This window comes from Gimesia maris (genome assembly GCF_008298035.1).
GTDB classification, from domain to species: Bacteria; Planctomycetota; Planctomycetia; order Planctomycetales; family Planctomycetaceae; genus Gimesia; species Gimesia maris.
Map to the genome: position 1 here is coordinate 6,618,959 of NZ_CP042910.1, position 20,012 is coordinate 6,638,970.

Annotated in this window: 13 protein-coding genes; 3 read left to right on the plus strand and 10 right to left on the minus strand. The window is 49.1% G+C overall.

The features are described 5' to 3' along the window. Nucleotide 1: 1 nt before the first annotated feature. The 6 genes from flhA to GmarT_RS24745 all read right to left on the minus strand — a co-directional run bounded on the left by flhA (nucleotide 2) and on the right by GmarT_RS24745 (nucleotide 10,354). The gene (flhA, locus tag GmarT_RS24720; RefSeq protein ID WP_197994223.1) at nucleotides 2-2,122 is read right to left on the minus strand and encodes a flagellar biosynthesis protein FlhA; all 2,121 of its coding nucleotides are present in this window, start codon (nucleotides 2,120-2,122) and stop codon (nucleotides 2-4) included. Between the two features lie 189 nt (nucleotides 2,123-2,311). Continuing rightward, nucleotides 2,312-3,739, minus strand: coding sequence for a DUF1501 domain-containing protein (locus tag GmarT_RS24725; RefSeq protein WP_002647056.1), 1,428 nt, complete (start codon nucleotides 3,737-3,739; stop codon nucleotides 2,312-2,314). A 57-nt stretch (nucleotides 3,740-3,796) separates the two neighbouring features. Next, the gene (locus GmarT_RS24730; protein ID WP_002647055.1) at nucleotides 3,797-6,889 is read right to left on the minus strand and encodes a PSD1 and planctomycete cytochrome C domain-containing protein; all 3,093 of its coding nucleotides are present in this window, start codon (nucleotides 6,887-6,889) and stop codon (nucleotides 3,797-3,799) included. A gap of 317 nt (nucleotides 6,890-7,206) precedes the next feature. After that, a complete protein-coding gene (locus GmarT_RS24735) occupies nucleotides 7,207-8,049 on the minus strand; it encodes a hypothetical protein (RefSeq protein ID WP_044238440.1) in 843 nt (280 codons plus the stop codon). 5 nt (nucleotides 8,050-8,054) lie between these two features. Further along, on the minus strand, nucleotides 8,055-9,260 hold the full coding sequence (locus tag GmarT_RS24740; RefSeq protein WP_044238504.1) for a class I SAM-dependent methyltransferase: 1,206 nt from the start codon (nucleotides 9,258-9,260) through the stop codon (nucleotides 8,055-8,057). Between the two features lie 47 nt (nucleotides 9,261-9,307). Next, nucleotides 9,308-10,354, minus strand: coding sequence for an A24 family peptidase (locus tag GmarT_RS24745; RefSeq protein ID WP_002647052.1), 1,047 nt, complete (start codon nucleotides 10,352-10,354; stop codon nucleotides 9,308-9,310). 750 nt (nucleotides 10,355-11,104) lie between these two features. Between GmarT_RS24745 and GmarT_RS24750 the strand changes: the two genes are divergently transcribed. Then, nucleotides 11,105-12,607, plus strand: a complete 1,503-nt coding sequence (locus GmarT_RS24750) for a hypothetical protein (protein ID WP_149303380.1) — start codon at nucleotides 11,105-11,107, stop codon at nucleotides 12,605-12,607. A gap of 20 nt (nucleotides 12,608-12,627) precedes the next feature. On the opposite strand, the gene GmarT_RS24755 is transcribed toward GmarT_RS24750, so the two are convergent. The 3 genes from GmarT_RS24755 to GmarT_RS24765 form a co-directional block, all read right to left on the minus strand. After that, on the minus strand, nucleotides 12,628-13,065 hold the full coding sequence (locus tag GmarT_RS24755; protein ID WP_002647049.1) for a hypothetical protein: 438 nt from the start codon (nucleotides 13,063-13,065) through the stop codon (nucleotides 12,628-12,630). A 139-nt stretch (nucleotides 13,066-13,204) separates the two neighbouring features. Beyond that, nucleotides 13,205-15,226: a site-2 protease family protein gene (locus GmarT_RS24760; protein WP_149303382.1), complete on the minus strand. Its 2,022-nt coding sequence runs from the start codon at nucleotides 15,224-15,226 to the stop codon at nucleotides 13,205-13,207. Next, nucleotides 15,217-16,362: a 1-deoxy-D-xylulose-5-phosphate reductoisomerase gene (locus tag GmarT_RS24765; protein ID WP_149303384.1), complete on the minus strand. Its 1,146-nt coding sequence runs from the start codon at nucleotides 16,360-16,362 to the stop codon at nucleotides 15,217-15,219. Before GmarT_RS24765 ends, GmarT_RS24760 begins: the two co-directional genes overlap by 10 nt. 398 nt (nucleotides 16,363-16,760) lie before the next feature. Here GmarT_RS24765 and ftsH point away from each other — a divergent pair, with 398 nt between their 5' ends. Next, nucleotides 16,761-18,818: an ATP-dependent zinc metalloprotease FtsH gene (ftsH, locus tag GmarT_RS24770; protein WP_002649274.1), complete on the plus strand. Its 2,058-nt coding sequence runs from the start codon at nucleotides 16,761-16,763 to the stop codon at nucleotides 18,816-18,818. Then, the gene (locus GmarT_RS24775; RefSeq protein ID WP_002649273.1) at nucleotides 18,815-19,405 is read left to right on the plus strand and encodes an LOG family protein; all 591 of its coding nucleotides are present in this window, start codon (nucleotides 18,815-18,817) and stop codon (nucleotides 19,403-19,405) included. Before ftsH ends, GmarT_RS24775 begins: the two co-directional genes overlap by 4 nt. Before the next feature lie 25 nt (nucleotides 19,406-19,430). On the opposite strand, the gene acpS is transcribed toward GmarT_RS24775, so the two are convergent. Beyond that, nucleotides 19,431-19,817 carry a holo-ACP synthase gene (acpS, locus tag GmarT_RS24780; RefSeq protein WP_002649272.1) on the minus strand — a complete coding sequence of 129 codons (387 nt, stop codon included), beginning with the start codon at nucleotides 19,815-19,817 and terminating at the stop codon, nucleotides 19,431-19,433. Nucleotides 19,818-20,012 lie beyond the last annotated feature (195 nt).

Consider the following 20,012-nt stretch of genomic DNA (forward strand, 5'->3'; position numbering starts at 1 on the left):
TTTATGCAGCTCCTGCCGCAACCTCTTTTTTCAACCGACTGGCTGAAATCTGTCCGATCGCTTCCACATCAGTATCACGGGTAATTTCATTTAGACTCAGTACAATTAACCGGGGAATCATGGGAGAGGTAATCTGTTTCAAACCGGCCCTGATCTGGGGATTGCATAATACAATGGGATGCCCACCTGCTTCGACCAGTGGTTCGATCTGATCTGCGATGGCCTGTGTAATGATTTCTCCCGTCTGGGGTGCCAGCTTAATGACCAGACCATGCTCATTGTAATCTATACCTGACATCAGCACGTCTTCCAGTTCCGGATCAAGCGTGACGACTCTTAACAGTCGCTTGTTATCCCGGTACTGCTGACAGATGGCACGCGCCAGACCGTTGCGAACATACTCTGTCAGAATCATGGGCTCCTTGGTGCGATCTGCATAATCGCCTAATGATTGCAGAATGGTTTCCAGATCGCGAATCGGCACCCGCTCGCGGAGCAGATTGGAAAGCACATGTTGTACCTGGGAGATCTTCAATACATCGGGAATCAGTTCTTCAACGACTTTGGGTGACGACTCTTTCAGATTTTCAATCAGGCCATGGACCTGTTCCCGTGTCAGCAGTTCACTGCTGTGTTCGCGGACCACTTCCGTCAAGTGAGTGATGACGACAGCCGAAGGTTCTACTACGTTATAACCCATCAGTTCCGCACGTTCTTTCTGCCCCAGTTCAATCCACTTGGCAGGACGCCCGAATGCGGGTTCTACAGTATCGATGCCCGGAATATCACCATTCGTCGCGCCCGTATCAATGGCCAGTAAGCCATCGGGATAGATTCCGCCCCAGGCGACAGCGACATCGCGGATCTTAATCTGGTAGTCGCGCTGTCCCAGTCGAATATTGTCGCGAATACGTACTTTGGGAAGAATAATTCCCAGCTCCTGAGCAATCTTGTGTCGGATGCGAGTCACACGGTCAAGGAGATCACCACCAGTCGCAGGATCAGCCAGTCTTAACAGTCCGACTCCCAGTTCCAGTTCCAGGGGATCGACAAACAGATGGTCTTCCGGTTTGGGTTCAGGCTGACTTTGTGTCTGCTGTTGTGTTTCTGCTTTTTGTTTCTTTACCTCAGCAACCTGGAGACCTTTTCTTCGCATCATACCTGTTACGACACATCCGATGGCCAAGGCCAGCATCGGTCCAGCGGGCAACCCGGTAAAAGCCAAAGCAAACAGAAAGGTGGCAGCCAGAAACAGAGCTTCAGGATGCCCTGAAAACTGCTTGACGACATCGCCTGGCAAATTACTGTCGACTGAAGTTCGAGTGACAATTAACCCTGCTGCCAGAGAAATCAGGAAGCCAGGAACCTGTGTGACCAGTCCGTCGCCAATCGTTAGTGTTGTAAATACAGTGGCTGCTTTTGAGAGTTCCATGCCATGGTCGACCATCCCGACATACAAGCCCCCAACGACATTGATCAGGGTGATGATGATACTGGCAATCGAATCGCCACGAACAAACTTGCTGGCACCATCCATGGAACCATAGAAGTCAGCCTGCTCTGTTATTTCACTGCGGCGGGTTTTGGCTTCGTCTGAACTGATTAACCCTGCATTTAAATCGGCGTCGATGGCCATCTGCTTACCGGGCATACTGTCTAAAGCGAAACGGGCAGCGACCTCACTGATTCGGGTCGCACCTTTGGTAATCACCATAAACTGAATCGTAACCAGGATGACAAAGATGATCAGTCCTACAACCAGCTGACCCCCGGCGACAAAGTGACCGAAGGCTTCAATGACCCCTCCGGCGGCAGCCGTCCCATCGGCGGCACCACGTGTTAAAATCAAACGGGTTGATGCCACGTTAAGTACGAGCCGTGCCAGTGTTGTTCCCAACAGAATTGCAGGAAACACGCTGAATTCCAGCGGCCGTTTAACATAAATCGTTGTCATCAAAATCACTACAGAAACGGTGATATTGCAGGACAACAGAAAGTCCATCACGAACGGAGGCAATGGCGCAATGATTACCAGGACTGAACTCACTATGACTAGTGGGAAAATCAGCCCGGTGTTGCGCATGATCGATCCGGATAGACCGGTATTGGACTCCGGTGGCATCCATGCCTCCGTGATTACAGGTTAATGGGGAATTAAGACGTAGAAATGACAGAAAGGTAGTGAAGAGATTTGTTAAGTTTTTGAGATGTGTGAGAGAGAGGCGAGTGATAATGGAATCTGCAAATTCTGTCCAGAGGATTTCTTCATATTTCACTCAAGTTTTTGTTCGCTTAAGCCGAACCCCTCATTTCAAGCCAGCATTTTCTTCACCAGATGCGCTTCTTCGACTCCCGTCAAGCGGAAATCGAGACCTTGGTAAAAATAGGAAAGCTCATGATGATCAATCCCCAGCAGATGTAAGACCGTCGCATGAAAATCGCGGACATGAATTGTGTCGTTCACTGAGTAATATCCCAGTTCGTCAGTTTCTCCTATTGTGACACCAGGCTGAGAACCTCCTCCTGCAACCCACATACTGAAGGCATCAATATGGTGATCTCGTCCGATCAGATCTCGCGGTTCTCCCTGAGGGGTCCTGCCGAATTCGCCTCCCCAGATCACCAGTGTATCTTCTAACAGACCACGCTGCTTCAGGTCTTTCACCAACGCTGCCGATGCGCGGTCCGTCTCCAGACAGCGGGCATCCAGTGATTCTTCCAGGTCTGTGCCTTTATTCCCATGATGGTCCCAGTCGGTATGATAAAGTTGAACAAAGCGGCACCCTTTTTCTATTAACCTGCGCGCCAGTAAACAGTTACGCGCATAAGAGGGAGTTGCCGGGTCAACACCATATAAGTCCAGTGTCTCTTTTGTCTCACCCGAGAGATCCATTAACTCTGGTGCACTGGACTGCATCCGATATGCCATTTCATACGCAGAGATGCGTGTCGAAATCTCAGGATCCCTTGTTTTCTCCAGCCGCAGCGCATTCAATTGATTGACTGTCTCAATAAATTCCGACTGTCGTTTTGCATCAATCCCTGAAGGATTCGATAAATTGAGAATCGGGTCGGCACCATTCAAAAAAGGCACTCCCTGGTAAGTCGTAGGCAGAAAACCACTGCCCCATAACGGAGCACCACCACGCGGACCGCGGGGACCGGACTGCAGTACGACAAAGCCAGGCAGGTTCTGTGATTCGCTGCCGATGCCGTAGGTCACCCAGGCTCCCATACTGGGGCGTCCAAACTGTTGAGTCCCGGTATTCATAAACAGTTTAGCGGGCCCATGATTGAACACATCCGTTTTCATACTCTTCAGAACGGTGATATCATCTGCAATACTCGCCAAATGCGGTACCACATCGGAAAGTTCAGTACCCGATTCGCCATGTTTTCTGAATTTGCGTCGTGTACCCAGCAGCTTTGCATCTTTTTTCAGAAATGCGAACTGTTTGCCTTCGACATAAGACTCCGGAATCACCTGGCCTTCCAGCTCCTGCAGCTTAGGCTTAAAGTCAAACATTTCCAGCTGGCTGGGCCCTCCCGCCATAAACATGTAAATGACATTTTTAGCTTTGGGAGGATGATGAGTTTTACCGAGAGCGGACGTCGCAGCGTGAGTCTGTTGTTCCGACTGCATCAGAGTTGCCAGACCTATGGCCCCAGCTCCCACGGCGCAGTTTTCAAAAAAATGGCGTCGTGTCAGATCCTGTAAACCCAAATCATGAAATCTCATTTGTCTCTCCCTGAAGGTTTCTATTATAAGTAAGAAACATTCATAGCGAAGAAGTTGTTATTCCCGTGTGATAAATTCATCCAGATTCATCAGCACGCGTGCGACGGCGGTCCAGCTGGCAGCTTCGGCTACCTCGATCTCTTTGGGCAAATCGCTGGCAGCAACCTGCTTTGCCAGATGTGGTGACTTATTGAACCAGGTTCTCTGTTCATTCAGGTATTGTGTCAATACTCTCAGTTCTCGATCTGCCGGCGTCCGGGACAGACAGATTTGGAAAGCCTCTCTCAAACGCCCCTCATCATAATCAGGGCCCTCCTGCAGAATCCGTAACGCGAAACCCTGAATCAACTCAAACAGAGACTGGTCATTCGCCAGCGTTAAAGCCTGCAACGGCGTATTTGAACGAACACGGCGGGTACACGTTGTATTACTGTTAGGTGCATCGAAAGTCGGAAGCATCGGGTAGGGACTCGAACGCCAGAAGTAAGTATACATGCCTCGGCGAAAACGATTGGCCCCCTGCTCTTCAGGCCAGCTTTTTTTATTCTGTGTCAGAACATAAATCCCCTCCGGTTGAGGTGGATAGACACTTGGCCCCCCAATGGTCCGCGTCAGCAATCCACTACTGGCCAGAAACAGATCGCGAATGGACTCGGCTTCCATTCGATAACGGTTCTGTCGTGAGAGAAGCAGATTACGGGGATCCTGCTCCTGGTACTCCGGCCTGAAATCAGATGCTTGTCGATAGGTCGCAGATGTCACAATCAGCTTATGAAGCTGTTTCACATCCCAGTCCAGTCGCATGAATTCCGATGCCAGCCAGTCTAGCAGTTGGGGATGAGTTGGCAGAGTGCCTTGAGTACCAAAATCATTTTCGGTCTCTACAATGCCCCTGCCAAAAAAACGCTGCCAGTAGCGGTTGACGGTCACTCGCGCTGTCAGAGGCTGTTCCGGACTGGTGAGCCAGCGGGCAAAATCCAGGCGTGTCGGCTGTTTCACATCCTCAGGAAAAGGAGGCAAGACAGCGGGCACATCCGGTTTGACTGGTGCTCCAGGTGCCAGAAAATTCCCTCTCAGCAGAATGAACGTTTCGCGCGGCTTCGGAAGCTCCTTCATGACCATCGTTGTGACTATGTCTTTTGTGAGTTTGGCCTGTGCTGCTTTCTGTTTCGTCAGTCGCTGATTCAGATCAGCCCATTGAGTATTCGACTTGTAAAACGCCTGATGGATTGCGGTTTTCTGTTTTGTATCCCATTTTTCTTCTGGTAGTTTCAAAATAGCAAGCACGGCAGGATCGACATTGAATATTTCAGGATCGACGATCGTCGCAGACAGCCGAAAACGCCCCACATTGTATTTCGCATTGCGAGTCTGTGATAAAGTCACCCGCAATTTCATCGGCTCGGAATGCTGTAAGGGTGCTTTCAACGAAAACAGGACCCTGCGATTGACATTCATCTTTCCCTTAGCCCCATTGATGGCCCATCCAGTTTTAAGATCACCGTCAATTAGATTTTGTGCCGGAAATTTACTCTGTGAATGATCTGCCGTAGCCTGTACCAGTTTTACAGGTTCAAAATCAGTCCATTGATCTCCAGTTTTTTTTGCGACTTCGACGATCACTTCGTCCAGCACAAAATTCCCGTTTCCCGCCCAGCCAGGTCCCATTTTGGGCAGACTTTCATGGGTGAGTACTTCCAGTCTCAATCCCTTCGTCCCTGGTGGGATATTTTCGGTTTCCACATGATAGATATCGTTATTGGGGATTTTACCGCCGACCAGTAAAGACTGGTCGGCCAACACGGTAATGATCGCGCCGTTTTCCGAAGTCACCTCTTGAGCTTTAAGAATCATCCACTGTTGCTCGGCATCTTTCAAGTTTTGCTGGATCGACGCTTTCCACGATTCGATTTCTGGAGCGAGCATCTTTTCCTGCTCGGTCAATTGCTTTGTGATAGCTGCAATCTGCTGCTTGAGTTCGTCCTGTCTGGTTTTCTGTTTTTCAGTAGGCAATGCCAGGGTGGGTGGCGCACTGTTAATATCAGCCGTACTGTTGAAGATGGCATACAGCTGATAAAAATCGCGCTGCGTCAGTGGATCGTATTTATGCTTATGACACTGGGCACAACCAACGGTCAGGCCCAGAAAGGCGGCACCTGTTGTATTCACACGGTCCACAACGGCCTCAACACGAAACTGCTCAGGGTTCGTTCCCCCTTCCTGGTTGATCAGTGTATTGCGATGAAATCCGGTAGCAATTAACTGCTCGGTCGTCGGCTGGGGAAGCAGGTCTCCGGCAATCTGTTCTGTGACAAACTGATCAAAAGGCATATTATCGTTGATAGCTTCGATAACCCAGTCCCGATATTTCCAGATCGAACGCGGTCCATCAATCGTAAAACCATTCGAATCCGCATAGCGGGCCACATCGAGCCAGTGTCTGGCCCAGCGTTCTCCATAATGAGGAGATGCCAGCAATCGATCCACGAGCCGGTCATAAGCCCCCGGTTCGGTATCAGATACAAACTTCTGTACCTGTTCGACTGTGGGAGGCAGACCTGTTAAATCCAGGCTTAACCTGCGGATCAGTGTATTCCGGTCCGCTTCTGCTGCAGGAGTCAGTTTGTTTTGAGTCAGTTGTTTGAGAATAAAGGTATCGATGGGATTTCTAATCCAGGTCTGCTCTGGTGCAGCGGGTACAGCAGGACGCTGTACGGGTTGAAATGCCCAGTGATCCGAAGAGACTCGCGTCTGCTTCAGCACTGATTCGGACTCTGGAATGTGCCCCCCCTGCTCAATCCACGCTCCAATCAGTTTGATCTCCGCCGGTTTCAAAGGAGGCAGGTCATGCGGCATCCGGGGAATTTTGCCCTGTCCCGTGAGGCTCTGAAACAGCGGGCTTTCGTTCTTTTTGCCGGGAACGACAGCCGGTCCCCGGTCTCCCCCTTTTAGAATGCTGGCTCCATAATCAAGACGCAGACCCGATTCTTCCGCATCCTGGGAATGGCAGTCATAACAATACTGCTTAAAGAGAGGCCGAATCTGTTTTTCAAAATTAATATCTACTTTTTTGTCTGCAGCCCATCCGGAATGTACGAGGACCCAGGTGCTCAAAACAGCGGCTGTCACATATCTTAACAAATTCCGCATGGAAAAACCCGAAGTATGAAGGTAAACCGCGTTTCTGTGATACTGGATCAAATCCGTTCCAAATCAGGAATACGAATCAGGATGCGGGATCGCTGGAGAAGCAGGCAGGTCGTTTATTCACTGAGTCTATTGTAGCGCCTCGCTGCAACATCTTCATAACAAGCCTGAGATCACTTTGGCCGGAAGATAGATCACAGAGCCGACAACAGCCCTTTATTCAGGGTACCAGCAGAATTGGCAGATTGCAAGTTTTTGTTGGAGGGACAGCTTTGATTTCACGCGACGAATTTCCTGTTTTCAGCAGGAATCGCTACTGATCACTCACCTTCTATCCGCAGGGATGTCAGTTTGACGCGCTCACGATTGGTAAGAAAGCAGAGAAAACATTCTTTTCCCGACTGCAAAGCAGGTTGGGCACAGGTGAGCACCCTGCGCCTGCCAATACTGAGCACAAAACGGTTCCCGGTTCCTACCAGGCGTACAGGTACCGATTCCGGTTCCGCGCGGGTTAAATCCAGCTCGATCCGTTTCAGTTCCTGGCTGGCATTTTTAGCTGTTTCCGAAATACTGACAGCATCATTTTGAAAATGGATTACGCTGGAAACGAGAACCTGGTCTGGAAAATCTGGATGCCTCGTCAGTAACTGCAGTTCAAAGTCAGGAAATTTCTGCTCAACCTGCACACGAAAACTGACGCTGATTTTCTGGTAAGGCCTGTTAAAAGTGGCTACCGAAACCTGATCTGCTGCAGACTCCATGCCCTCCTCTGTAAACTGCCAGCCCTGACTTTTCCAGAACAGGTTGTAAAAAGGGTTTTGCCAACTGGTTGATTCCAGTTCACCTTCCTCCACTGTCTTCAGGTCAGGTAACAAAGGTTTTCGAGTAGTCGTCTGAGTCAGAATTAGATCCGGTGATGAGGCAGACGAAACAGGATCTGGCTGTAAATCTGCCGTTTCCGAATCAACCGCAGATAGGGATGAGTTCTCATCCATGGCAGGAACTGCATTCATGTGACCAGTTGAATAAACAGACGGCTGCTGCTGATGGCTCTGGATCCAGTAAATCAGAAAGGCAGAGACCAGCGTAATACAGACAAACAGCATCACCCCAGACTGGATTCGGATTCGTTTTGATTTTGTTTCTGATTCCTCAGACATCATTGAATCTATCCATCAATCCCTGTCATTACATGCCCAGGCATCTGGCTTATTTTTTGAATGTGCTCCCCTAATGCCTGTTCGAGATAAAATGTATCAATACCATACTGATCTTTTAACGACTGGAACTGTCGTATTAATTCACGCACTTCCCTCATGGGCAGTCGGGGTTGTCTTTTGACAGCTCGTATCAACAGGTTTTTGGGGGTATGCTCTGTCTCAATGAATTCGATAACCTGGGTGCGATAACCACAAATTTCCAGCATCAGAGCCCGCAAAGCATCCGTTACCAGGGAAGCAGTTTTCTCTTTCAGAATTCCATGTTTCAGTAAACCTGACTGGGATAGACTGCTGATCTGCTGAAAAATCTCATGCTGACAACAGGGAACAGCCATGATTACATCCGTATCTGCACACACGGCTGCCGCAATCGCAGCATCAGTGGCAGTATCGCAGGCATGTAGTGAAATGGAAAGATCACATTTCCTGGACCCCGATTGAAAGCGGGAAATATCTCCCGTTTCGAAATTAAGACCATCGTATTGCAAATCATCAGCAATCTTCTGGCAGTGGGTTACCACAGACTGTTTTAGGTCGAGCCCAGTGATGTTGACTCGACGCTTCAGGATTTCGGTGAATAAATAATAAGTCGCAAAAGTAAGATAACTCTTGCCGCAACCAAAATCGACGATATTGAGCTCTCCACTTCCCGACAGTGAGGGCACGATATCATTAATGAATTCCATATACCGGTTGATCTGCCGAAACTTGTGGTATTGCGCTGACTTTACTTTACCCGAGTCAGTCATCACACCAATGGCTTCCAGAAAAGCACAGGGGACTCCTTCAGGTATCAGATACTGTTTCTTCCGGTTGTGCGTCTCCGATTCCTTTTCCAATGCTTTCGTCGGGGCATGTTTCTTCATGGAAATAGTGCCCTGCTTTGTTTTGCGAAAATGATAATCAGCGTGTTGAGTAAAGAGATACCCCTCGCGAAAATGCGCCGTCCAGAGTTCTATAATTCGTAGAACGCTTTCCTCTCGCAGCAGATTCTCATGGACTTCCTGCCGGCCGCGCAGGAGGGCAAACTGATAGTGTGGTTTTCCTTTGATAACCAGAGGCCTCACAGTCACTTTTCTAAAAGCGGAAACCTGTTTGTCTATCGGTTTACATAACAGCAGTTGAATACAGTCTCCGCCTTCAAGCGCTTTCATGATAACATCAGGCAATGCGAGTTCAGAACGAGATGGATCTGGATTCTTCAATTGAAATCTGGTCCTGTGTTTTTACTTTGAGATATGCGTTTAAGATGAATCGACTGTGACACACCAGTCAGTACAGAGATTGCAACGACCTGTATACCTGTTATCAGCAGATAGCTCAGGTAACTCATATGAAAGGGAAGAACTATCATATATTTACCAAACAACAACAGTGACGTAAGTATAGCTACAATAAAAGCTGATGCCGGTAATCGCAATAGTAAATGTTTATTTCTCAATGATGACAGCTCAAAGCAGAACAGACTGAAAGCCGCCAGAAAGCCCAGTGTCACGACCTGCTGCCAGCCCAGATAGATACCTGCCAGAACGAACAGCCACATGGTTCGGGGGGCTAATGGACTGACCGATTCTGGCTTGAATAAGACCGGCCAGCAGAAGAGCACCCCTGTGATGACTCCATATATCAGGCCCCAGACAAGCGTCTTGAGCGTTTCTACTTCAATCCCGACATGCAGTGTTCCGTAATTGTAAAGTTCATTAAGAAGTGTCTCTGATTTTAATAATTCAGACTGGGCAGAAATCATTGCCGGAACCGGATGTAATTCGGGAATGACTGCGCCTGCCCCCAGACCAATGACAAAACACCAGATTAACAGTCGGCGGGGGATCACCTGACCATCATATTGTATGTAGGCAGATGCCAGAAGAACGATAAACAGATAACTGTAATAAACATCCAGGGCAATCAGATCCCAGGTCCGACCTTCCAGGATCTGATAGCTGCCCCCAAATTGGTTGGGTGTCCGATAGGGAAGAAACTGTCCTCCGGAATGGACCAGCACTATATATAAGAGGAGAAAGAATAATCCTGTCAGCGCCTCGACGATCGGATACCGTACCGAAATGGGTGCCTGACAGGTGCGACATTTACCTCTTAACAGAAGCCAGCCCAGAATGGGAAGATTGTCTCGCGTCTGGATCGGTGTTTCACAGACAGGACAGCGGGATTTGGGTTTTGAAATATTTAACCCCAGCGGCATCCGGTAAATGACTACATTCAGAAAACTGCCGATCACAGAACCCATTACGAAACACCAGAGGGCAGTAAACACCTCCAGAACCCACAAGTGCGAACTTGAGGAAATCTCTAACATCAGTTGCATGGTTCAGAGTCTATCTATGGTTCCATTTGGTTCAGGATTAAGATTCGCCGCCAGCTGTACGTATCACACCATCTATTACTTAAAAACTTCCGAGTGCTGTTATCTGCAGAATCGGGCGGGTTTGACTTTACTCAAAAAGAATTCAATTCGGAAATTTGCAGAAATCCCTTAGTGCAATACGTGCGAAATTTCCGGAATCGGAGAATAAGTATTTCAACTCAAAGCATCATAATTAGAACCGAATCAAAAATACATACACCATTTTACGTAACTGGTACTCGATATTTAACAAAGTGGGAGGAGAATCCGCTTTCTCTCAAACCCCAGTCAACAGATCGAATTACATCTACCGATAATTCATGTATCTCCAGATATCAATATAAACGAACGCTGACTCCTTCGGATATGAATTAACTCTCTCAATTAATATCTATTGTCCAAAATCCGATTGAGCTCACTGATAACAATTTCATAGTCATTTACCGACCTCAGACTTAAAACAGCTAACGAAAGTTCATTTTTCAGCACCGCTGTTAAGCGAAATTGTTCCCTGACATCAAACCGAGATTTCACCCTGAAGTATTCATGGAATTTCCCAGCCTCACGGATATTTCCTGACTTGTTTAGAATACAAACAGTAGATTTGGAAAGCACACAGCAATGAATTCAAGGATGCAAACTCACCTTTGGATTAAATGTTCGACTTTAATTGTATTCACGACAATTACGCAGATAGCCTGTGATCTTCAGGGGGCCTCTGGACCTCAGTTGCTGGTTCCTGATCTAAAAGAGCCTTCAAATGGAATCAGACAGGTTACATCGACTCCGGAAGACATGCATGTCCCGCTGGTCGCCCGCAAACCGGAATTCAGTGTCGAAGCCCAGAAACCGGAACTTCTGGCTGATGATGCTTCAGGAAAAAAAGCTGGCTCCGTGCCGGAACCTAAACCATTTCCGGGTATCGCCAGCAAGGCTTCACCTCAAATGAAAAAACCAGAGGGACCGAAAGCCCCTCCGGTTCCAGAAATTATAGACCCACTGGATAAGCTGGTAGATGAAGCAATTGAAGTCTCTCACCGCAGAATGCTTTCCACCAATGTCCACACCCCCTGGCAGATTGCACATGGGATTCTCGCGCTTCGCTGGGAATACTCGCTTTACCAGAATAACAAACGCATTCGCGCCATTGACTGGGTTTCAACCGGCCCCAGTTTCCGTGGACGCCCGTGGTTCATTACCACTCCCCATGGCGGTAAGGGACATCCTTTTACTGAGCCCTATGCGTTTGAAGGACACCCGAATCAGTTTCTCGCCTTTTACGCCATGGCTGGAATCCCCACCGATCACGAATTTAAAACTGGCGATAAAACGATCACAATCGCTGATATGATCAGCAATGCCAAGGCGGAAGTAAATACTAACGAAGAGATCACCTGGACCCTATGGGCATTTTCCCGCTATCTCCCCTGGGATACAGAATGGATGAGCGATCGGCAGGAAGAGTGGAGTATGGAGAAACTGGTACGGGTACAAATGCAGTCTGAACCGACCAAATCGGCTTGCGGTGGAACCCACGGTTTGTTTGCGACGGCCAGTGCTGTCAACTGCTACCTCAAAGACCAGAAACAACTGCGGGGAACCTGGCTGGAGGCCAGCATGCGGGTTCGTCAGTATGTAGAATACGCCCGCTCAATGCAGAACCGGGATGGCTCATTTTCTTCAAAATATTTTGAAGGCCCGGAATACGCCAGTGACGTCAATAAACGCGTTTCAACAACCGGACACACACTGGAGTTCATCATGGAAGCATTGCCTCAGGATCGCCTGGATGAGCAGTGGGTTCGCAGTGCTGTTTACCGCATCGCGACCGATCTGATTGAATATAAAAGTCAGCCATTGGAACCGGGTGGCATGTATCACGCGATTGACTCACTGGTCATTTACCGTGAACGCACTCGACCTGAGTATGCAAAATACCTGGAAGAGCTGGCTAAGTACAAAGACTTTGAGAAACCAGAACCCTCGGATCAGATCATCGGTTACTCCAAGCAGTTTCTGCAGCAGCAAAAATCTGCCCAGTACAATCAACAGCCACAGTACAGGCAGAGCAATACTCCCGACAATGATCCCTCACGTCAGGCACGTCGCCGTGGTCTGTTCTCCCGATACCGATAAACTCTGCTTACTCGCTGAGTTTATTCAGCACGATCAGACTGAGAACCCTCCGAAGTTTCTTGAATATTCCGAATTGAGGGAACCCAGGTCCGTTGCTCATCAGTCGCCTCCCGGATCGATTCCAGAGTCGGTGGCTGATTCGTACCATAATCGGTATGGTACCTCTTTTTTCGGGGACGGGGCTTATATTCGTAAGGATCTGCTTCCTGCTTCTTCCAGAAGTGCCACAGCTTGAGCTTTTCCTGCTGGGATTCCGGGGGTTTGTCGCGCAGCAGCCAGAGTGTTAACAACAATACGGTAATGACGCCAATAGAGACCATCATGGGTCTGCCTGGCGGTTCACCACTGGTAACAACCACGAAAATACAGGCGAATAATCCGCCGGTGAGTGTGAATACTGTAGCCAGCCAGGCTGCTGCCTGATCTCCCGAACCATGAGGGGATTGACCTGCAGTCATAATTTGGTTCTCCGATGTGCTCCCAAAATGCGACAGGACCTTCAGCTCCTGACGTCTCGTACACATCAGGAGCAGTTTTCAGTTTACCAGATCCCCAGTACGATCCCAATCATTTTTTAAAGCCACCCTGGAAATGATATTAAGATAATGCCCGCAGGAAAATATCCAGATACAGCACAAAGATCATAAGTCCCAGCACAAAGATCATCCCGACATAGGTGGCAGCCGTAAGGACTTTTTCATTGGGGCGTTTGCGGGTGATGCCTTCCCAGCAGAGGAATACCATGTGGCCCCCATCCAGAACGGGAATCGGCAGGAAGTTCAAAACAGCCAGGTTCACACTCAGAAAACCCAGAAACAGCAGCAGTTGTGCATAGCCATCATGGGCCACTTCATAAGCGACTTTGGCAATCGTCACTGGTCCACTTAATTCCATCGGGGAGACACGACCGGTAATCAGACTTCTCAAAGTCAGATAGATGTCCTTGGCGGAATTGGTTGTGTACTGCACTCCCATTCCCAGCGCCTGCCCCATACTTTCAGCCTGCTGAATTTCACGCAGTGACTGCAAGCGGATGCCCCGAACAGGCAACGACCATTGTTCATCAGGTTCCTGTTTTGGATTGACCCACGGATTGATTTTTTTCTCGACGATCTTACCATCCTGACTGAATGTAAGTTCGACAGGCCAACCGGGACGGACCTGCATCTCCCAGAATGCATTCGCCCAGTTCTTGTTTTTATCATCAAATTCGTACGTAACTTCCGGGATCGGAGCCCAGTCGGCTGCGGTCTCATTTTCCGGATAAAGAATTTTGATCTTCTTAATCAAAGCGTTCGGTTTAATCCCTGCTTTCGCAGCCGGACTTTCTTCTTCTACTTTAAGTACCGTAGGAATCAGGTGAAAGGCGATTCCCAGTGACCCCACTGCCAGTGGAGTATTGGAAAAAACAGGATGTTCCAGCCAGGCGGGATTATCGAGAGGAACGACATTCAGATTGACCTCTGTCGGCTGTGCACCATCCTGCTTGCGATTAACCACAATCGGAATGGTTTCGCCCGCACGACCCGAGAAATAATTGGGGAGTCGCAGAGGATTCAATGCCTTGCCCACATCCTGACCATCGATATGTGTAATCTTATCGCCGACTTTCAATCCTGCTCGATCGGCAGGAGACCCTTTCTGAATCGATTCGATCGGGCCAATCTCCATCCACAGTCCCAGGGTTCGAAACGGATTGTTCTTCACCTCAATCTCGACAACCTCTGTATCGGGTGTTCCTTCACGAACGACGCCTGTCTTTAAAGTCTCGCTGCTTTTTGCTGCGTAGGTCCGCTGTAGTTGTGCGTAATTTTCTATCTTTTGCCCATCGATGGTTTTGATCGTATCGCCTGGTAAAAAGCGAGGCTCTGCACTGGCGGCAGCAGTCCCTTTACTGGTGATCCGCTCATTGGGATCCTGGTAAACGGGAATCTGCAGACTCTGCGCCGGCAGCAGTCCAATTTGCGGCCGGGTACCTGTCTGATCCGGCGTCACTTTGACCTCAAATTTTTCGCCGTTCAGATGGGTCCCTTCCATCATGATATCCCCATCACTGAAGGCAGAGCTGCGAATAATATCCATAAAGGACGTCGTCTCGTTACCATTGATTTTGTGAATCACATCGCCCGGTTGAATGCCAGACTCCCACGCAGGCATTCCTGGCACTGCAGTCCCCACAATACATGGCGTCGATGCAACACCCAGTCGAAATGCAAATGCGAAAAACAGCATGCCGGTAATGATATTCATGATCACACCCGCAGAGATAATTCCCATTCTCTGATAAACGGGTTTGGCTGAATAAGAGCGGGGATCGAGAGCAATTTCTTCGCTGCTTAACTGGCTCGGATCAACATCGTCCTGCCCCAGCATCTTTACGTAACCACCAAAAGGAATAATCGACAGCGCATACTCCGTTTCACCGTATTTGAAACTGTAGATGATCGGACCGAAGCCGATACTGAAACGCTCGACTTTGACATTACACCACTTAGCGACAGCGAAGTGCCCCAATTCGTGGAAAAAAATCACCAGCCCCAGCCCGAGAGCGACCATGGCAATGTTGGCAATTTTTCCTGTAAGTGTTCCTAACAATAAACTGGTCAGCACTACTTCCACTGTTTTATCTCCTTGCGAGCCCAGTCATCCAGTAGAAACAGTTCTTCCAGACTTGGATTGGGATCGAATTGATGTGATTCTAATATTTGTTGACAGGAAGTCGCGATATCGCAGAAACGCAATTCACCTGACAAAAATCGTTCTACAGCAGCTTCATTAGCTGCGTTTAATACCGCACCGCACGTCCCCCCCTGCTCTGCGACTTCGTATCCAAGACGCAACGCGGGGAACGCTTCCAGGTCAGGTGGTTCGAAGGTTAGCTCAAATGACCGGCTCCAGTCCATCGGAGTATTCAGACCTGCTTTTCTATCAGGATACGTAAGTGCGTACTGAATGGGAAGCCTCATATCGGGTGGGGAGAGCTGGGCGATGACCGAACCGTCCACAAATTCTACCATGGAATGCACAATGGACTGGGGATGAACGACGACAGAAATCTGGTCGGAAGTCAGGTTGAATAACCATTTTGCTTCGATAATCTCTAAAGCCTTATTCATCATCGTGGCTGAATCGATCGTGATTTTAGGCCCCATCTCCCAGGTAGGGTGCGCCAACGCTTTTTCAGGAGTCACATCTTTCAGTTCAGCCGGGCTGAAACCTCGAAAAGGTCCACCGCTGGCTGTCAGAATCACTTGCTTGACATCCCGCGGACTACCCGCCTGCAACGCCTGGAAAATTGCATTATGTTCACTGTCAACGGGAAGCAGTGTCGCCTGACTTCGTGCTGCCAGATCCATAATTAGTGGCCCGGCAACAACTAAAGTCTCTTTATTGGCGATTCCGACTGTTTTTCCGGCTTCAACCGCCGCCCAGGCCCCTTTCAGGCCGGCTGCTCCTACAATTCCGCAGATGACGACATCCACGTCTGCGGAGGAAGCCACCCGTTCTATCTGATCATCTCCAAATAAGACTTCTGTCCCGGCAGCAAAATCACTCTTCGATACAGACGATGCCTGTTCGGCGTTGCTCAAAACAGCCCAGCGAGGAAGAAACTGCTGTGACTGCTCAGCCAGTTGCTTCCAGCTGTTATGTGCGGTAATCGCAGTCAATTCCATTTCCTGTGGATGGGCGGCGATTACATCGAGAGTACTGGTACCAATCGAACCCGTAGACCCGAGAACGGCTATTCGCTTCATTCGACCCTGTTTTTTCATCCTCAGTCGGTATAATTGACTGTTGTGTTGTTTCTTGAGGAGAGCGGAAAAAAGACATTCCCTGGTACTGTTTTTTTGTCCTAACCACCAACGAATCCGCATTTTAGGCGTAATAATTAAACATGGCAAGGGGCATTCACTCCGTAAAAGAACCTTTTCAACGGCGTTTCAAGGAAGATCCCGCAATTCTCCGAAAACGTTTGATTGACCCCTCTGCTGAAACGACATACATTACCTTAAAGATAAGATGCATTCTGTGTTAAGATCCCTTCTTCCCTGAAACGATCTCTCACCGAGGGCTTAACCAACTGACCTTATGTTCCGTGCGGTTCAAAGACCAGAATTCAGCAATACGCACGCCATTGAAAAGATAAATCTCCATGTCGAACCCGGATCCCAACCGAAAAGACCGTCCCGCTCCACCTGAACGCACTCCAAAAGGGGATGGAAAACGTCCCGAACCGAAAGGTCCTAAAAGCAATGCGCTCTGGTATCTCGTCGTAGGCGGATTGATTCTGGTCATCACACTCTCAATTGTCTCCAACAATAAACGGGGAGAGAAACTTAAGTTTGGTGATTTCGTTAAAGGTCTGGAAGATGGAAAATACAATAAAACCAACGTACACGAACTGAAGTTCGGCACCGATTATATCGTGTTTCAGGACCAGCCCAAACAGGAGGGATCTGAAAAAGGAACTCTGGCTGACACCACTAAAAATTATTACATACCGGTCTGGGGAATTGCGTCAGAAAAACGCGCGCAGCTGCAATCCAAACTGGAAAGCAAAGATATCGTCGTCGATTCCGAAAGCCGCCCTTCCGAATGGGAATCCTTGATTGCCGTTCTGTTCTTTCCCATCGTACTGTTAATTTTTGTAATCTATCTCTTCCGTCGCATGGGTGGTGCAGGTTCGCCGATGTCATTCGGTCGCAGTCGCGGACGTATGTATGCACAGGATGATATCGAAGTCACGTTTAATGATGTCGCAGGTATTGATGAGGCTGTCGAAGAACTCCGCGAAGTGGTCGAATTCCTGAGAACTCCGGCAAAATACCAGGCCCTCGGCGGTCGTATTCCCAAGGGAGTCCTGTTAGTAGGTCCTCCCGGCACAGGAAAAACAATGCTTGCCAAAGCAGTTGCCGGCGAAGCGGGTGTGCCTTTTTATGGACTTTCCGGTTCTGATTTCGTCGAAATGTTTGTTGGCGTGGGAGCTGCCCGTGTACGGGATATGTTCCAGCAGGCAGCACAACGCTCACCCGCTATCATTTTCATCGATGAACTCGATGCGCTCGGAAAAACGCGAGGCAGCGGCATGCCCGGCGGTCATGATGAACGGGAACAGACCCTCAACGCACTGCTGGTCGAGATGGATGGATTTGGTTCTGATCAAAGTGTGATCGTCATGGGCGCCACCAACCGCCCGGAAACGCTCGATCCCGCCTTAATGCGTCCCGGTCGATTCGACAGACATGTGCTCGTCGACCGTCCCGATGTACGGGGACGGGAAGCGATTCTCAAAGTCCACAGTGCCAAGATCAAGATGGATGACTCGGTCAACCTGCAGCACATCGCGAAAATCACGCCCGGTTTCGTCGGTGCTGATCTGGCCAATCTGATCAATGAAGCTGCTTTGCTGGCTGCTCGAAACAACAAAGACGCAGTCACCATGCACGAATGCGAAGAGGGTGTCGAACGTGTCGTCGCCGGGCTGGAAAAATCAACGCGTCTGATCCATGAAGATGAAAAGAGTCGCGTCGCCTATCACGAATGTGGTCACGCTCTGGTGGCATGCTCACTCCCCAATGTCGACCCGGTTCACAAAATTTCGATTGTGCCCCGCGGACTGGGAGCTCTCGGTTATACATTGCAGCGCCCCGAAGAAGAAAAACAACTGGTTACTCAAAGCGAACTGGAAAACCGCATCTGTGTCCTGCTGGGAGGAATCGCTGCGGAAGAAATCATTTACCAGGAAACCTCAACCGGTGCCCAGAATGACCTGCAGCGTGCGACCGATCTTGCCCGTCGCATGGTCACCGAGTTCGGCATGAGCCCCAAACTGGGCCGGGTGCATTACAGCGAAACCAGACGGTCTCCGTTCCTCGGCGATTCCCAAGCGGGAGTCGAGAGCGTGCACAGCGAAAACACATTACGGGAAATTGATCTCGAGATCAGACGTATTATCGATCAATGCTCCAAAATTGCCTACGAAGTGCTCGATGAACGGCGTGAACTGCTGGAACACATGACCAGGGATCTGCTGGAAGTCGAAGTCATGGATATGGAACAACTCCAGGCCATTCTCAAAGAACATCAGCGCGGCCCACAGATCAAACCGGGAACCTATAAAGGCAGTTCTCCGGAAGGAAAAACCGGAGAGCAGGCTCAGGAAGAAAAGACTTCCGAGAACGATCAGGCAGCCGACGGTACCGGAGCATGAGCACTCTCAAAAGCATCTGTGTCTTTTGCGGTTCAAAACCGGGGAACGATGCGCAGTACCAGCAATCCGCAATTGAGCTCGGACGACTGATGGCCGAACGCAAGATTTCTCTGGTGTATGGCGGAGGCAGTGTTGGACTGATGGGAATCATCGCCGATGCTGTTCTGGATGCCGGCGGAGAAGTGATCGGAGTCATACCGCAACAGCTGGCGGTTAAAGAGCTGATTCACCCCCGTGTGGACCAGATGCATATTGTGGATAATATGCATACACGGAAAGCCTTAATGTCAGAATTATGTGATGCTTTTATTGCGATGCCTGGTGGCTTTGGAACTCTGGAAGAACTTTTCGAAGTCGTCTCCTGGATTCAACTTGGCATCTATCGCAAACCGGTAGGACTCCTGAATACATCCGGCTTTTATGATCCGCTGCTCAATTTGGTTGATCACTGTATTGAAACCGAATTTGTCAAACCGAAGTACCGTGATCTGATCATCGCCGATGAAACGCCAACCACCCTGGTGGATCATCTGACTCATCACCAGCTGCCTGTCATCGAAAAAATTCTGGACCTCAAAGAAACCTGACTGGCATAGATCAGCCAGCAGCGAATTACTTTGCCTGACCTAATGCAATCGCAGTGGCTGTGGCAAATTCCCGGCTGTGCGAGATCGTAATCAGAATTTCACTGATCCCCATCTCCCCGGCGTGCCGCTCGACGCCTCCGGAAATGACGATCGTCGGTTTACCACTCTGGAGATTAATCACTTCTATCTCTTTCCAGCCAATCCCTTTAATAAAGCCGGTCCCCAGTGTCTTCATGACCGCTTCCTTGGCCGCCCAGCGACCCGCGTAATGCTGCTCTTTATTCTTTTTGGAGCCACAATACGTGTTTTCATTTTCTGTGAAGACCCGATTCAGGAACGTGTCGCCATGACGTTCGATCATCTGACCAATCCGCGAGATTTCAACAATGTCTGTTCCCAATCCTACGATCACTGATATTTACCTTGCCTGTGGTCACTTGTATAATAATTAAAAATCAGATCTTTTCCTGAATTCTGAAACAGATTCACATCAGTCAGGGTAACTACTTATAGAGCTGGCCAATCAAACTGAGTTGAAACAGATCGTTAATCGGCTCTATGAAGATTGGACGAAATGACGCCAATTCACGCTACCATCAATACCCAT

Bases quoted from the DNA above. Each gene is read 5' to 3' on its own strand.
- flhA (WP_197994223.1), bottom strand. From the start codon at position 2,122: ATGCCACCGGAGTCCAATACCGGTCTATCCGGATCGATCATGCGCAAC.
- GmarT_RS24725 (WP_002647056.1), bottom strand. From the start codon at position 3,739: ATGAGATTTCATGATTTGGGTTTACAGGATCTGACACGACGCCATTTT.
- GmarT_RS24730 (WP_002647055.1), bottom strand. From the start codon at position 6,889: ATGCGGAATTTGTTAAGATATGTGACAGCCGCTGTTTTGAGCACCTGG.
- GmarT_RS24735 (WP_044238440.1), bottom strand. From the start codon at position 8,049: ATGATGTCTGAGGAATCAGAAACAAAATCAAAACGAATCCGAATCCAG.
- GmarT_RS24740 (WP_044238504.1), bottom strand. From the start codon at position 9,260: ATGAAAGCGCTTGAAGGCGGAGACTGTATTCAACTGCTGTTATGTAAA.
- GmarT_RS24745 (WP_002647052.1), bottom strand. From the start codon at position 10,354: ATGGGTTCTGTGATCGGCAGTTTTCTGAATGTAGTCATTTACCGGATG.
- GmarT_RS24750 (WP_149303380.1), top strand. From the start codon at position 11,105: ATGCAAACTCACCTTTGGATTAAATGTTCGACTTTAATTGTATTCACG.
- GmarT_RS24755 (WP_002647049.1), bottom strand. From the start codon at position 13,065: ATGACTGCAGGTCAATCCCCTCATGGTTCGGGAGATCAGGCAGCAGCC.
- GmarT_RS24765 (WP_149303384.1), bottom strand. From the start codon at position 16,362: ATGAAGCGAATAGCCGTTCTCGGGTCTACGGGTTCGATTGGTACCAGT.
- ftsH (WP_002649274.1), top strand. From the start codon at position 16,761: ATGTCGAACCCGGATCCCAACCGAAAAGACCGTCCCGCTCCACCTGAA.
- GmarT_RS24775 (WP_002649273.1), top strand. From the start codon at position 18,815: ATGAGCACTCTCAAAAGCATCTGTGTCTTTTGCGGTTCAAAACCGGGG.